This window comes from Marinobacterium halophilum (genome assembly GCF_003014615.1).
In the GTDB taxonomy this organism is placed as follows: Bacteria; Pseudomonadota; Gammaproteobacteria; order Pseudomonadales; family Balneatricaceae; genus Marinobacterium; species Marinobacterium halophilum.
Map to the genome: position 1 here is coordinate 46,120 of NZ_PYGI01000011.1, position 13,566 is coordinate 59,685.

Sequence of the window (13,566 nt, forward strand, 5' to 3'; positions counted from 1 at the left end):
AGCAGCCAGACTCCCTCAACGGCAATGATAGCGAGGGAGGCTTGCATGCACCGTCTGTTACTGATCACGACACTGGGGATCGCCGGCTACAGCCAGGCTCTGCCACTGGAGCAGCTGCAACTGCCACCGGGCTATCACATTGAAATTGCTGCCGAGGTGCCCAACGCCCGCCAGATGGCATTGAGCCCGACCGGTACCCTCTATGTCGGCACCCGCCGTGATGGTCGCGTATTTGCCCTGCAGGATCGTGATGGTGATCAACGCTATGAAACCCGGCATACCCTGCTGTCGGGACGGCGCATGCCCAATGGCGTGGCGTGGAGCGATGGCGATCTCTATATCGCCGAACTGACGCAGCTGGTACGTTTGCCCGATATCGACCAACGACTGGACAGCCCGCCTGCGCCAGAAACCCTGCTCGACGGCCTGCCCGATATCACTCATCACGGCTGGAAATATCTGAAGCAGGGGCCGGACGGCGCGTTCTATTTCACCCTGGGCGCACCCTGCAACGTCTGCCTGGAAAGCGACCCGCGCTTTGCCAGCATCCTGCGTCTTGACCCGGAAACCGGCAACGCCAGGCCTTGGGCACGCGGCGTCCGCAACTCGGTTGGCTTTGCCTGGCATCCCGAAGACAACAGTCTCTGGTTTACCGACAATGGCCGCGACCATCTTGGCGATGATCAGCCTGATGATGAGCTGAACCGGGCCGAGCGGGGCGGGCTGCATTTCGGCTTTCCATTCGTGCATGGCGATAGCCTGCCGGACCCGCGCTTCGGCTCAAGTGCAGAGGTGATCAACAGTGAAACACCCGTGGCTCTGCTCGGTGCCCATGTGGCCGCACTGGGCGTTACCTTCTATAGCGGTCAGCAATTTCCTGATACCCCGCATACCAGCCTGTTCATGGCTCAGCACGGGTCATGGAACCGCTCCAGTAAAGTCGGCTATCGCGTCATGCGGGTGGATACGACTGGCGCGGCCGTCACTGGCATCACGCCTTTCATTACGGGCTGGCTGCAAGAGGAGACGGCTTGGGGGCGTCCTGTTGATGTGCTGGTGGAGGCCGATGGCGACCTGCTGATTTCCGATGACAAGGCGGGGGTCATCTATCGAGTCTGGTACCAGACTGACTGAACAGAAAACACATAAGGCCTAGCCGGTCGCCGAGCATGTCGATGACAGCGGATATACCGGCGATAATAGCGATACGCTGAGCCTGGTCTCCTGCGACTGACGTGCTACAGCCTAATGGTCTGCCCCATGGCCCGACAGGCCTGATGGCGAGGGCAGTGACGTACATGATCATTCACCAGCCCCACCGCCTGCATGTAAGCATAGGCGATGGTCGGACCGAAAAAGCGCACGCCTTCACGCTTGAGATCCTTGGCCAGCTGCTGCGACAGGGCGGTTTGAGCCGCAATCTGCTCCAGCCGATCGCAGTTGGACTGGATCGGCTGACCATCCACATAACGCCAGAGAAAACGGGCGAAGCTGCCATGGTGTGCCTGCAATTCAAGGAACACCCGTGCATTGCTGATTGAGGCTTCGATCTTGGCACGGTTGCGAATGACCCCGGGGTCGACCAGCATGGCAGCAATCTCGGTCTCGCCGAAATGAGCCACCTGCTCAGGGTCAAAACCGGCATAATGCCGACGATAGCCCTCGCGCTTATCCAGTACCGTGCGCCAACTCAGACCGGCCTGCGCCGACTCCAGTACCAGAAACTCGAACAGTATCCGATCATCGGTTTGGGGTACGCCCCATTCCCGATCATGGTATTCCTGTTCCAGTGCGCTGTGCATCGCCCAGCCACAGGACATGGGCGATGAAGGTACGCTCATGATGCGCGGGCGACGACGGGGTCAGTGATCACGGCGAAAACTGCCGGGATCCATGATGCGGATCGGCTGCGGGCTGTCATCCGCTTTCGATTCCGGCGCGTGTTCTGAACGCTCGCCACTGACTCGGGTTTCGATCTGTTCAGGGTCTGGGCGGCCGTCCAGGCGCAGGGAATCGGCGAAGCCGCATTTGATGCACTCACGGTGCTCCCGTTCTTCGTCACGGTACATGCGTACCGAGTCCATGGCCGCACAGCGCGGGCACACCACGCCCGCAATGAAACGCTTGGTTACACTCATGTTCAATCCTCTCAACGGATGCCGGAATGGCGCAGCAGGGCATCAACACTGGGCTCGCGACCACGGAAGGCAACAAACAGGTCCATCGGATCACCCGAACCGCCCTGTTCCAGCACCTCCTGACGGAAGGCCAGACCGGTATCGGTATTGAAGATGCCTTCCTCTTCAAAGCGGGAGAAAGCATCGGCAGACAGCACTTCAGCCCACTTGTAGCTGTAGTAACCCGCTGCATAACCACCGGCAAAGATATGGCTGAAACCGTGCTGGAAACGGTTTTCTGCCGGCGGACGGATCACCGCCACCTGCTCACGCACCTTGTCCAGCAACGCCTGCACATCGGTCTGACCCGGTTGGAATTCATGGTGCAGGCGGAAATCAAACAGCGAGAACTCCAGCTGGCGCATCATCATCATGCCGGACTGGAAATGCTTGGCCGCCAGCATCTTGTCGAGCAGTGCTTGCGGCAGCGGCTCACCGGTTTGGTGATGACCGGAAATCAGCGCCAACGCTTCCGGTTCCCAGCACCAGTTCTCCATGAACTGGCTGGGCAGCTCTACCGCATCCCAGGCCACACCATTGATGCCACTGATATCTGCCTCTTCCATACGTGTCAGCATGTGATGCAGACCATGGCCGAACTCATGGAACAGGGTGGTGACCTCATCATGGGTCAGCAGCGCCGGCTGGCCAGGCAGGGGCGGGGTGAAGTTGCACACCAGATAGGCGACCGGCAACTGCAGTTCAGCCTCACTCAGGCGGCGACGCACGCGACAGTCATCCATCCAGGCACCGCCACGCTTGCCGCTGCGCGCGAAGGGGTCGAGGTAACAGTAGGCAAAAGTCTCGCCGTCACGCTTGAGCGCGAACAGGCGCGCATCCGAGTGCCAGCTGTCAAAACCCTGTTGCTCTTCCACGTGCAGATCGAACAGGCGACCGGCGATGCTGAACATGCCATCCAGTACCTTGGGCAACGGGAAATAGGGACGCAGCTCCTGCTGAGAAATATCAAATGTGGCCTGCTTCAGTTTTTCACCATAATAGGTGACATCCCAGGCCTGCAGTTCATCAATACCATCCTGTTCGCGGGCAAAGGCCTGCAGAGCAGCCACTTCCTGTTCCGCTACCGGACGGGTTTCACTGGCCAGGTCTTCAAGGAAACTGACAACCTGCTGCGGCGACTGCGCCATCTTGGTGGCCAGCGAATAATCGGCGTAGGTTGCAAAGCCCAGCAGCTGTGCCAATTCGTGACGCAGTGCCAGAATTTCGTTCATCACCTCGGAGTTGTCCCATTCGCCCGCTTTCGGCCCCTGGTCGGACGCACGGGTACTGAAGGCACGGTACAACTCTTCGCGCAGGGCACGGTTGTCGGCAAAGGCCATCACCGCGTAATAGGCAGGGAAATCCAGCGTGATCACCCAGCCGTCTACATCCTTGGCCTTGGCCGCTTCCTTGGCCGCCGCGATGGCATGTTCCGGCAGACCGGACAGCTCAGCCTCGGTGCTGACCTCTTTCCACCAGCCCTGAGTTGCATCGAGTACGTTCTCGGAGAATTTCGTCGTCAGCTCGGACAGGCGCTGCTGCAGCTCGGCATAACGTTTCTGTTCGGCTTCCGGCAAGGCGATACCGGACAGGCGAAAAGCACGCAGGGCGTTGTCGACCACCTTGCGCCGTGCCGATGTCAGCTGCGTGTAGTCATCACTGCCCGCCAGCGTCTCGAACGCCTGAAACAGACCCTGATGCTGGCCCAGTTCGGTCCAGTATTCGGACAGTTTTGGCAGACACGCATTGTACGCCTCGCGCCAGGCATCGGAATTCATCACCGCATTGAGATGGGAGACCGGTGACCAGGCCTGTGCCAATTCATCATTGAGCTGTTCCAGCTCGGCGACCAGCGCCCAGCCACTGACCGCAGCATCGGCAGTCAACGCAGCGATACGGGCACGGTTGCGTGCCAGCAGTTCGTCGATGGCGGGCTCGGCATGCTCCGGCAAAATACGGCTGAACGGCGGCAGCAGGTGGCGTTCGAGCAGGGGGTTGGGCATCGGTTCTCTCCATCAAGGGTCGGCATTGCAGGGTCAACACTTCAATTATTATACAATGGGGTCCGGCAAACGTTATTTCAATCAGAACAAGGAGACCGTCATGAATGTGCGTACCTATCAGGGGATGACCCCCATACTGGCCGAGAATGTCTTTGTCGATCCGAGCGCCGTGGTACTGGGCGATGTAGAGATCGGCGAACACAGTTCTGTCTGGCCGATGACGGTCATCCGCGGCGACATGCACCACATCCGCATCGGCCGCTACTCCAGCATGCAGGACGGCGCAGTACTGCACATCACCCATGCCGGCCCCTACAACCCGGATGGCTTCCCACTGATCATCGGCGATCACGTTACCGTAGGCCATCAGGCGATGCTGCACGGCTGTACTCTTGGCAGCCGCATTCTGGTTGGTATGGGTGCCATGATCATGGACGGTGCCATAGTGGAAGATGAGGTCATCATCGGTGCCGGCAGCCTGGTACCGCCGGGCAAAACACTGAAAAGCGGCTATCTCTATGTCGGCCGCCCGGCAAAACCGCAGCGCGAATTGACGCAGAAAGAAAAGGAATTCTTCACCTATACCGCAGAGAACTACGCTCGCCTGGCCGGTAAGCATAATGCCGAGACTTGGGCACAACGCTAAAACCGTGCACCTGAATACTCGCCGGCCTTGTGCCGGCTTTTTGCTTACGACTCAAATAACACTATTGATAACGATTTGCATTTAGTTTAATTTAGTCAGCACCTCAACCCACCCAGGGAGCTGTCATGTCACTGAAACGCCTTCTGCTGCCCGCCGCCATTGCCGCTGCGGTCTTGACCCCGTTCACACCCGTTGCCATCAGCCAGGCTGTTGCGGCACCGCAGGCTGTCATTGCTCAAGCCACCGGCGTGAACCAGCACTACGCCGATATTGCCGAAGCCGTTTTCGCTGACTCTCTGACGGCAGCCCTGCAGTTGCAGCAGGCGATCGAGACTTTGCTGGCCACACCCTCTGACGCCACCCTGACCGCCGCACGCGAAGCCTGGGTAGCCGCACGTGTCCCCTACCAGCAGTCCGAGGTGTTCCGTTTCGGCAATGCCATCGTTGACGACTGGGAAGGCAAGGTAAACGCCTGGCCGCTGGATGAAGGGCTGATCGACTACGTTGATGGTGACCGCTACGGCAGCGAGTCCGACATCAACCGCTGGTACAGTGCCAATATCATTGCCAACCCGGTACTGAACATTGGCGGCCAGCAAGTCGATGCGTCGACCATCAACACCACCCTGCTGGCCGAAACCCTGCACGAGATCGACGGTGTCGAAGCCAACGTAGCTACCGGCTATCACGCCATCGAGTTTCTGCTCTGGGGGCAGGATCTGAACGGCACCCGGCCAGGAGCCGGCGAACGCCCGGCCACCGATTTTGATACCGAAAACTGCAGCAACGGCCACTGCGAACGCCGCCGCGATTACCTGCGCGCCGCAACAGCACTGCTGGTCAACGACCTGACCGAGATGGCCAACAACTGGAAGCCGGGCGGGCCGGCCCGGCAGCAGCTAGCCGCCAAGGGTGAGCTCGGTGCATTGGCCACCATCACCACCGGCATGGGCAGCCTGTCCTACGGTGAACTGGCCGGTGAACGCACCAAATTGGGCCTGATGCTGCACGACCCGGAAGAGGAGCACGACTGCTTCTCCGACAACACCCACTGGTCACACTTCCATGACGCACTGGGCATTCGCAACGCCTACCTGGGCGAGTACAGCCGCATCGATGGCAGCCAGCTGACAGGCCCGTCGCTGTCCTCACTGGCCAAGGCCACCAACCCGGCACTGGACCAGAAGATGCGCGACCATCTGAATACCACCCAGGCTGCCGCCCAGGCGATGGTCGATGCGGCTGCCAAGGGTGAAACCTTTGATGTACTGATCGCGGCCGGCAACACCGAAGGCAACGCCAAGGTACAGGCCTTCGTCGATGCCCTGACCGCACAGACTCAGGTCCTCGAAGAGGTCATGACCACGCTGGGCATCGCGGATGTGGAACTGGAAGGTTCCGACAGCCTGGACAACCCGTCGGCCGTGCTCGGCGGCTGAAATCTCAATGGCCCGTTGTCCACTCCGTATGCCCGGCTGGAGCCGCCTGTGGCTGGCACTGTCGCTGACAGCGAGCATCCCGCCGGCCGCCACGGCAGTGGCGGGGGAACCGGACCGGGCAACTCCCGGCACCTCTTTTTCCGCGACCGAGCGCAAGGCGTTCATGCAGCCGAGCGATGGTTTGCCCTTCGAGCAGCGCATGACCTTTGTGCTGGGCCGCGCCATTTTTGAAAAGCTCTGGGTATCGTCACCGTCGTCCACCACGGCAAGCGATGGCCTGGGTCCGCTGTACAACGCCCGTTCCTGCCTGCAGTGCCACCGCAACAACGGTCGTGGCCTGCCACCAGACGCGCAGGGCAGCACCAACCGCAACGGCATTCTGCTCCGTCTGGGCGTGCCGGGTGCAGGCCACGCCAGCGCACAAGGCGTCACCCCGGAACCAACCTATGGCACCCAGCTACAAACCTTCGCCACGTCCGGCCTAGCGGCTGAAGCACAGCTCCGCCTGACCTACCGCACGCATACCGTCGCACTCAGCGGCGGCGAGCAAGCAGAACTGCGCCAGCCGGTCTATCAACTGGTCAACCCTGCCTATGGCGCACTGCATCCGCAGACTCGGCTGTCGCCACGACTGGCTCCGGCCATGATCGGGCTGGGATTGCTGGAGTTGATTCCCGAGGCCGACATTCTGCGTCGTGAAGATGCGGATGACCGCAATGGCGACGGCATCTCCGGTCGTGCCAATCGGGTTTACCACCCCGACCATGATCAGCCTCAGCTGGGCCGGTTCGGCTGGAAAGCAGGGCAGCCCGACCTGCGCCTGCAGAACGCCAGTGCGCTGAATACCGATATCGGCATTTCCAACCCTGACTACCCACGCCCGAGCGGTGACTGCACCTCGGCACAGCCTGCCTGCCTGAACGCTCCCAACGGCAACACGGCCGCTCAGGGTGGCCTTGAAGCTTCCGCCGAGATGATGGCGGTACTGCTGTTCTACACACAGCATCTGGCGGTTCCACCACGGCGTAACGTCCAGCATCCCGAAGTGAAGGCAGGGGAGCGGTTGTTCAATGAGACCGGTTGCAGCCAGTGCCACACGCCCACCCAGCGCACCGGTCCCGATCCTGACCGTCCGGCACTGAGCAACCGGTCAATCCAGCCCTATACCGACCTGCTGCTGCATGATATGGGCGCAGGCCTGGCCGACCACCGCCCCGAGTTTGCCGCCAATGGCCGTGAATGGCGCACTCCGCCGCTCTGGGGATTGGGCCGCCACCAGGCGGTCAGCGGTGAGCGCGCCCTGCTGCATGACGGCCGTGCTCGCACCCTGACTGAAGCAATTCTATGGCACGGCGGTGAAGCCGGGAACGCACGCGAACAGTTCCGTCAACTGGCCCCCGAACAACGCAACCAACTGATCCTGTTTCTGGAGTCTCTCTGATGCAATCAAACCCTACCCGCATGTGGCCGCTCTGGCTGCTCGCCAGTGCATTGATCCTGATGGCGGGCATGGTCCACGCCGCCGGGCCGGCACCGGACTGGTCGACCTTCAATCATCAGGCCGTACAGCAACATATCCTGCCACGCTATGCACAACTGGACAGCAGCACCGCCAGGCTGGCCGCCAGCACCGAAGCCCTGTGTCAGGCCCCCTCCATCGACACGCTGGAACAGGCGCGTCGCGACTGGCATGACGCCATGCAGGCCTGGCAGGGCATTCAGCATGTGCAGTTTGGCCCGGTGCAGTTTCTGATGCGCAGTTTCGGCCTGCAGTTCTGGCCCGACCGCAAGAACATCGGTGCCCGCCAGCTGCGCCAGGCACTGACCTCAGAACAGCCCTATGATGCCGAATTTTTCCGGCAGGCCAGCGTCTCCATTCAAGGTTTTCCCGCGCTGGAGCGCCTGCTGTTCGCCGATGACGCACTGGAGCACCTGCAACGCGGTCGTCATTGTGAACTGACCCGCACCATTGCAGGCCATGTGGCGCAGATGAGCCACGCCATCCACAGTGAGTGGCAGGCACAGGCCAGTGGCGAGTTTATCGCCGACCAGGATACCGACATTGCCGCTGAACTGGCGGTCGAGCTGATGGCTTCGCTGGTGGAGCCGATTGAAGCGGTGCGCGACAGCAAACTGCTCAAACCGATGGGGGACACGGCTGCGGCGGCCAGACCCAAATTGCTGGAAAGCTACCGCAGCGGCAGCTCGCTGGCCAACATCCGCAGCAACCTGGCCGCCCTGGATACGCTTTATCAAGGCACCGAACCGAGCGTGGATGACCTGCTGCAGCAGGCCGGTGCCGCTGAACTGGCAGAAGCGATCCGCACCCGTTTTGCCACGATCCAGCACAAGCTGAGCCAAATCGACATACCGTTAAGCACCGCGATCACCCAACCGGACACACATGCTGAACTGATGGCAATCACCACCCAACTCAAGCAGCTGAGTGAACAGCTGGACAGCGCCATGGACGTACTCGGCATCCAACTGGGGTTCAACAGCCGTGATGGAGACTGATCGCCGCCGCTTTCTCGGCCTGCTGGCCGCTGGCCTGCTGTTGCCCGCCACCCGAGTATTGGCCACCGACCACACCCATAACCTGCTGGTCAGTGCTGCCAGCGACCGCCACCAGCACTGGTTGCTGGTGACCGATGTCGAGGGTCAGACCCGCCTGCGCCACCCGCTGCCCGAACGTGCCCACCATGTAGAGCTGCACCCTCAGCAGCCCTGGGCAGCCGCCGTGGCACGCCGCCCGGGCCGTTTCATCGAAGTGGTCGACTATACAAGCGGGCAGCAGGTCAAACGGATCGACGCCGGTGACGGCCACCATTTTTATGGCCATGCCCTGTTTACGCCGGATGGACGCTGGCTGGTCAGTACCGAGAATGAGGTGGCCAGCGGGCAAGGGCAGGTCGTCATCCGTGATGTAAACAACCACTTCGCCCAGGCAAGCCGCATACCGAGCTTTGGGGTCGGACCGCATGAGTTGTTATTGAATGGCGGCGAAGTGATTGTCGCCAACGGCGGCATCCTGACCCGCCCGGACCGGGGCCGTGAGAAGCTCAACCTGGACAGCATGCAACCCTCACTGGCCTACATCGACCTCAAGTCCGGAACGCTGCTGGAGCAGGTCAACATGACTGCCGAAAATCATCAACTCAGCATCCGCCACATCGACCGCAACGCTGAGGGAACAGTAGTGATTGCCCTGCAATCGCAGGGGCCTGTCGACGCCAACAAACCATTGGTCGCGCTGCATCGGCGTGGCAAGCCGCTGAAACTGCTGCGCGCACCGGAGCCGATCAACAACCAGATGGAACAGTACGCCGGCAGTGCCCGCATCGACCGCTCCGGCACGATCGCCGCAATCTCCGCTCCACGCGGCAACCTGATTACCTTCTGGGATATCAAGCAGGACCGCTTTCTCACCGCCATGCGCTGCCGCGACGGCTGCGGCCTTGCCGCCACGGACCGGGCCGGGGAGTTTCTGGTCAGCTCAGGCATCGGCCATCTGTATCGCATGCGGCCGCAGGACGGGCTACGTGAACGCCTGCCTCTGGACCCGCTGGCCGCCCGTCTGGCCTGGGACAACCATCTGAATATGCGCTTCGGCCCGGTATAGGCATGCGGGCAATATACTGGCTGGCGATTTCCACCCTGGGCCTGTGCGGGGAGCTCCCAGCTCAGGCAGCTGCTTTCTCCGCAGACGTTTATCGGCAGCCCCAACAGCGTTGGCCAGAGGCGGTCATCCATAAGGAAGCAGGCCCGGTATCTGAGCTGGCCCCTTTGCCTGAACTACCACCGGCTATATGGCACACAGAAGCCACCGAAACACTGGGCCGGCAGTTGTTTTTCGACCCTCGGCTGTCCGGCTCCGGTCAGATTGCCTGCGCCAGCTGCCATGACCCGGATTTAGGCTGGGCCGACGGTCGACGTTTTGCCTTTGGCCACAACCGTCAGGCAGGCAATCGCAATAGTATGAGCATTCTCAATGCCGCCTGGTTTGACCAACTGTTCTGGGATGGCCGTGCCAACGGATTACTCGCCCAGGCACTACAGCCAATTACTAACCCCATAGAGATGAACGCCGAGCTGGAGCAGGTACTGGCCAAGCTCAATCGCATTCCGGGTTACCGCACCTCTTTTGCTGAAGCTTTCGGACCTGGGCCCATTGATGCCGACCAGCTGGCCAAGGCACTGGCTGCATTTGAGCGCCGTATCGTTTCCCGCCCTAATCGTTTAGACCGTTTCATTTCCGGGCAATACAACGCCTTGGATGACCGAGAAATTTTCGGTCTCCACCTCTACCGTACCAAAGCTGGCTGCCTCAACTGCCACAGCGGTGCCTTGTACTCGGACCGCCGGTTTCACCACACAGGTTTGAGCTACTACGGCCGTCAATATCAGGACAGCGGCCGCGAGCAAGCCACGGGCAGGGCAGAGGACCGAGGCAAGTTCCGCACGCCCAGCTTACGTGACCTGGCCTACACATCCCCATGGATGCACAATGGGTTCTTTCCCAATTTGCGCGGTATTCTCAATATGTACAATGCCGGCATGATCGGCAATAGCCAATTGCATCCGGAATTGCCACCCCTATCGCCACTGATTCAGCCCCTACAGCTCACCCCCTCTGAACTTGAGGCGCTTGAAGCCTTTTTACACACTCTGAGCCAGAGCCCGATTGTCGTACGGTCGCCCATTCTGCCAAAGAGCCCACCCAAGAACTGAATGATACAGACGGTATAATCAGAACCATAAAAACACAAATGGAAATGATTCTCGAAATCAGTTAGATTGGCTTTAGTGGCTTGTTAAATACTATCCCTGACGACTGGCCACTCTATCAACCTGCTTGCAAAGGAAGTTCCATGCGTGCCCTGATGTCCTTAACACCACTGATCGCCATACTCGCTGGTCTCCATGCTGCATCCGTCTCCGCCAACCACCCTCCATCCGTGACCGCTGCCACACCTTGTCGCGACAACTCTACTGATACGGCCTGCCCACAGGTGCTGCCCGCTATTAAGGTCAGAGGTCAAGCATTGCCTGCAGGCCTCCAAGTACTGAATCATGAGCTGATCGAGCAACTTCCCACCGGCGAAGGGAACTTGGCCGATTTGCTGCGCATCAATCCAGCGGTAGACTTCTCCCGCAGTAGCCGCGGATCAGCTAACAGCGGTGTCATGCGCCCGGAAGAGTTTTCCTTCCACGGTCAGGCCTACTATCAAAATCTTTTCATGATCGATGGTATTGGGGTCAACAACGACATCAACCCTGCTTCAGGCAACAGCGATTTCGGTACTCCCGGACTGACTAGGCCCACAGGTGGCAGCTCACCTCAGGGCTATTATCTCGATGTCGGCTTGCTTGATCAGGTCGAGATCTATGACAGCAACGTGCCGGCCAGTTTTGGCGGTTTCACCGGCGGGGTGGTCAGCGCCAAAATGAAACGTTACGACGGCGGCGATTTTGTTGACCTGCGCTACGGTATTCAGCGTGATGAATGGGAATCCTTCCATATCGCCCCCCGGGACGTGGATGACTTTGATAATGCCGCCGGTTATGACGCCGAATTTACCCCAATTTACCGCAAAGACAGTTACAGTCTGTCGGCACAACAGGGCTTGACCGCACGCAGTGGCCTGACTCTGGGGCTGAGCCGCCGTAGTTCCGCCTTCCTGCAAACCACCCCAGACGGAGATCCGGTCTATTTCAATGACCGCATCGACAACATACACGCTCGCGTTGATACCCAATGGAGTGAGCGACTGGATACGGGGATCAGTCTGCGCTATTCGGAGCGCCACCACGATGGCATCACCTCGCCAGTCTATGACGACCCTTATACCAAAGACCACAGCGGCATCGGCTTGGGCGGCAACCTGGAGTATCAATTGGCAGCTGGCCAAACTTTTACCCTCGACATGGGCCTGGATCGTAACGAAGACACTCTGGACTCAGCCCGTTCAATCTCTGTGATCGACCTGTCCAGTGGTGAAAAATACGGCGGCTTCGGCGATATCGATCAGCACCAGACCCGCCTGAGCCTGGCCCCCAAGCTGGAACTGAGGCCCGTACACAACGGTAACCTTGAACACCGTATCACCCTCGGCGGTGAACTGCGTTATGTGGATGCACGCTACAGTCGACCGGAAAATGTGGACAACTATTTTTATCTGGCCTCCGGAAGCCTGTCACGTCATAGCCGCTACGCCCGAGGCGATGTCGCCGTGAACTACCTGAGCCAAGCGCTGTATGTGGATGATCGCATCCGCTGGCATAATGTCGATCTACGTCTAGGTCTGCGTGCCGACTACAACGGCTGGCTGGGCAATCTCGACTTTGCCCCCCGGCTCAGTGCTGATTGGGATCTATTCGGCAACGGCCACACCCGACTGCTGGCCGGTGCCAACCGCTACTATGGCCGCAGTTTTCTGCAATATGCCATCAACGATGCCCTTCAGGGTCTGTACACCCAAACGACCTACCGACCCGATGGCACAGTGCTTCGAATCAAACAGGGTGTCGACAGCTCTGGCCAACTGGATCTGTCGACACCCTATTCAGACGAGCTAATGCTGGGCTGGGTCCAGCAAGCAGGCCCCTTCAATAGCACGCTCAAGCTCGTACGACGCGACAGCCATGATGGTGTACGCAAGGTGGACCACAATGATCTGACTTACTACGATAACGGTGGCCTCAGCAACACCACCAGTATCACTTGGGAACTGGACCACGCCGATCACCCATTGCGCATCGGTAACAGTGCTACCGTGGCACGACTGGCACTGGGCTGGAAAGACAGTACCAGTAACAGCCAAGATGATGATGGTTACGAAGGCAAGATCGATACCAATCCGGTTTTCTACCAAGGCCGCCTGATCGACAGCAGCGACCTGCCCGCCTGGGATTACAATATTCCGCTCAGCGTTAGTTTGAGTAGCATTACCCAAGTAGCGACCTGGAATCTGACCTGGTCCAATGTCGTCAACCTGCGCAACGGCGGTGTTATCGCGCGCGACACTCGCGATAACACCGCTGACGGTTACGATATCTATGACGATGTGGCCCTGAACGATCTGGTTACCCTAGACACCAAACTACAATGGAAACCCAAACTCTGGTCAGACCACCAGGGTTACCTGATGGTCGAAGTGAGCAATGTGTTCGACGATGTAATCAGCACCAAAACCGGTGACTCACAATATATCAGTGACCTATACACCCCCGGCCGCAAGGTCTGGCTGGAAATGGGGCTGCGTTTTTAACCCGACTGCACCCGCGTTAACAGGATGACG

At 59.7% G+C, this 13,566-nt stretch carries 11 protein-coding genes; 8 read left to right on the plus strand and 3 right to left on the minus strand.

The window, feature by feature from the left end; all coding sequences use genetic code 11:
- Positions 1-45 precede the first annotated feature (45 nt).
- Positions 46-1,134, plus strand: coding sequence for a PQQ-dependent sugar dehydrogenase (locus CLV44_RS08975; RefSeq protein ID WP_106591784.1), 1,089 nt, complete (start codon positions 46-48; stop codon positions 1,132-1,134).
- 104 nt (positions 1,135-1,238) lie between these two features.
- On the opposite strand, the gene CLV44_RS08980 is transcribed toward CLV44_RS08975, so the two are convergent.
- From CLV44_RS08980 to prlC, 3 genes are read right to left on the minus strand one after another with little or no spacing between them, the layout of a single operon-like run.
- Positions 1,239-1,841, minus strand: a complete 603-nt coding sequence (locus tag CLV44_RS08980) for a DNA-3-methyladenine glycosylase I (RefSeq protein WP_106591785.1) — start codon at positions 1,839-1,841, stop codon at positions 1,239-1,241.
- Between the two features lie 21 nt (positions 1,842-1,862).
- On the minus strand, positions 1,863-2,138 hold the full coding sequence (locus tag CLV44_RS08985) for a YheV family putative zinc ribbon protein (RefSeq protein WP_106591786.1): 276 nt from the start codon (positions 2,136-2,138) through the stop codon (positions 1,863-1,865).
- Between the two features lie 11 nt (positions 2,139-2,149).
- A complete protein-coding gene (gene prlC / locus CLV44_RS08990; RefSeq protein ID WP_106591787.1) occupies positions 2,150-4,180 on the minus strand; it encodes an oligopeptidase A in 2,031 nt (676 codons plus the stop codon).
- Between the two features lie 100 nt (positions 4,181-4,280).
- Between prlC and CLV44_RS08995 the strand changes: the two genes are divergently transcribed.
- The 7 genes from CLV44_RS08995 to CLV44_RS09025 all read left to right on the plus strand — a co-directional run bounded on the left by CLV44_RS08995 (position 4,281) and on the right by CLV44_RS09025 (position 13,536).
- Complete coding sequence (locus CLV44_RS08995; protein ID WP_106591788.1) at positions 4,281-4,826, plus strand: gamma carbonic anhydrase family protein; 546 nt, start codon at positions 4,281-4,283, stop codon at positions 4,824-4,826.
- A gap of 125 nt (positions 4,827-4,951) precedes the next feature.
- Entirely contained in the window at positions 4,952-6,265 is a 1,314-nt protein-coding gene (locus tag CLV44_RS09000; protein ID WP_106591789.1) for an imelysin family protein, read from the plus strand.
- Between the two features lie 28 nt (positions 6,266-6,293).
- The gene (locus tag CLV44_RS09005; protein WP_106591858.1) at positions 6,294-7,706 is read left to right on the plus strand and encodes a di-heme oxidoreductase family protein; all 1,413 of its coding nucleotides are present in this window, start codon (positions 6,294-6,296) and stop codon (positions 7,704-7,706) included.
- The gene (locus CLV44_RS09010) at positions 7,706-8,782 is read left to right on the plus strand and encodes an imelysin family protein (protein ID WP_106591790.1); all 1,077 of its coding nucleotides are present in this window, start codon (positions 7,706-7,708) and stop codon (positions 8,780-8,782) included. Before CLV44_RS09005 ends, CLV44_RS09010 begins: the two co-directional genes overlap by 1 nt.
- Complete coding sequence (locus tag CLV44_RS09015; RefSeq protein ID WP_106591791.1) at positions 8,772-9,887, plus strand: DUF1513 domain-containing protein; 1,116 nt, start codon at positions 8,772-8,774, stop codon at positions 9,885-9,887. Before CLV44_RS09010 ends, CLV44_RS09015 begins: the two co-directional genes overlap by 11 nt.
- Before the next feature lie 2 nt (positions 9,888-9,889).
- A complete protein-coding gene (locus CLV44_RS09020) occupies positions 9,890-10,996 on the plus strand; it encodes a cytochrome-c peroxidase (protein ID WP_106591792.1) in 1,107 nt (368 codons plus the stop codon).
- A gap of 140 nt (positions 10,997-11,136) precedes the next feature.
- Positions 11,137-13,536, plus strand: coding sequence for a TonB-dependent receptor plug domain-containing protein (locus CLV44_RS09025; RefSeq protein WP_106591793.1), 2,400 nt, complete (start codon positions 11,137-11,139; stop codon positions 13,534-13,536).
- Positions 13,537-13,566: the final 30 nt, after the last annotated feature.

What these genes read in the sequence shown, in the direction of transcription:
- CLV44_RS09000 (WP_106591789.1), top strand. Translation starts at nt 4,952, where the DNA reads ATGTCACTGAAACGCCTTCTGCTGCCCGCCGCCATTGCCGCTGCGGTC.
- CLV44_RS09025 (WP_106591793.1), top strand. Translation starts at nt 11,137, where the DNA reads ATGCGTGCCCTGATGTCCTTAACACCACTGATCGCCATACTCGCTGGT.
- CLV44_RS08985 (WP_106591786.1), bottom strand. Translation starts at nt 2,138, where the DNA reads ATGAGTGTAACCAAGCGTTTCATTGCGGGCGTGGTGTGCCCGCGCTGT.
- CLV44_RS09010 (WP_106591790.1), top strand. Translation starts at nt 7,706, where the DNA reads ATGCAATCAAACCCTACCCGCATGTGGCCGCTCTGGCTGCTCGCCAGT.
- CLV44_RS08995 (WP_106591788.1), top strand. Translation starts at nt 4,281, where the DNA reads ATGAATGTGCGTACCTATCAGGGGATGACCCCCATACTGGCCGAGAAT.
- CLV44_RS09020 (WP_106591792.1), top strand. Translation starts at nt 9,890, where the DNA reads ATGCGGGCAATATACTGGCTGGCGATTTCCACCCTGGGCCTGTGCGGG.
- CLV44_RS09015 (WP_106591791.1), top strand. Translation starts at nt 8,772, where the DNA reads ATGGAGACTGATCGCCGCCGCTTTCTCGGCCTGCTGGCCGCTGGCCTG.
- CLV44_RS09005 (WP_106591858.1), top strand. Translation starts at nt 6,294, where the DNA reads ATGCCCGGCTGGAGCCGCCTGTGGCTGGCACTGTCGCTGACAGCGAGC.
- prlC (WP_106591787.1), bottom strand. Translation starts at nt 4,180, where the DNA reads ATGCCCAACCCCCTGCTCGAACGCCACCTGCTGCCGCCGTTCAGCCGT.
- CLV44_RS08980 (WP_106591785.1), bottom strand. Translation starts at nt 1,841, where the DNA reads ATGAGCGTACCTTCATCGCCCATGTCCTGTGGCTGGGCGATGCACAGC.
- CLV44_RS08975 (WP_106591784.1), top strand. Translation starts at nt 46, where the DNA reads ATGCACCGTCTGTTACTGATCACGACACTGGGGATCGCCGGCTACAGC.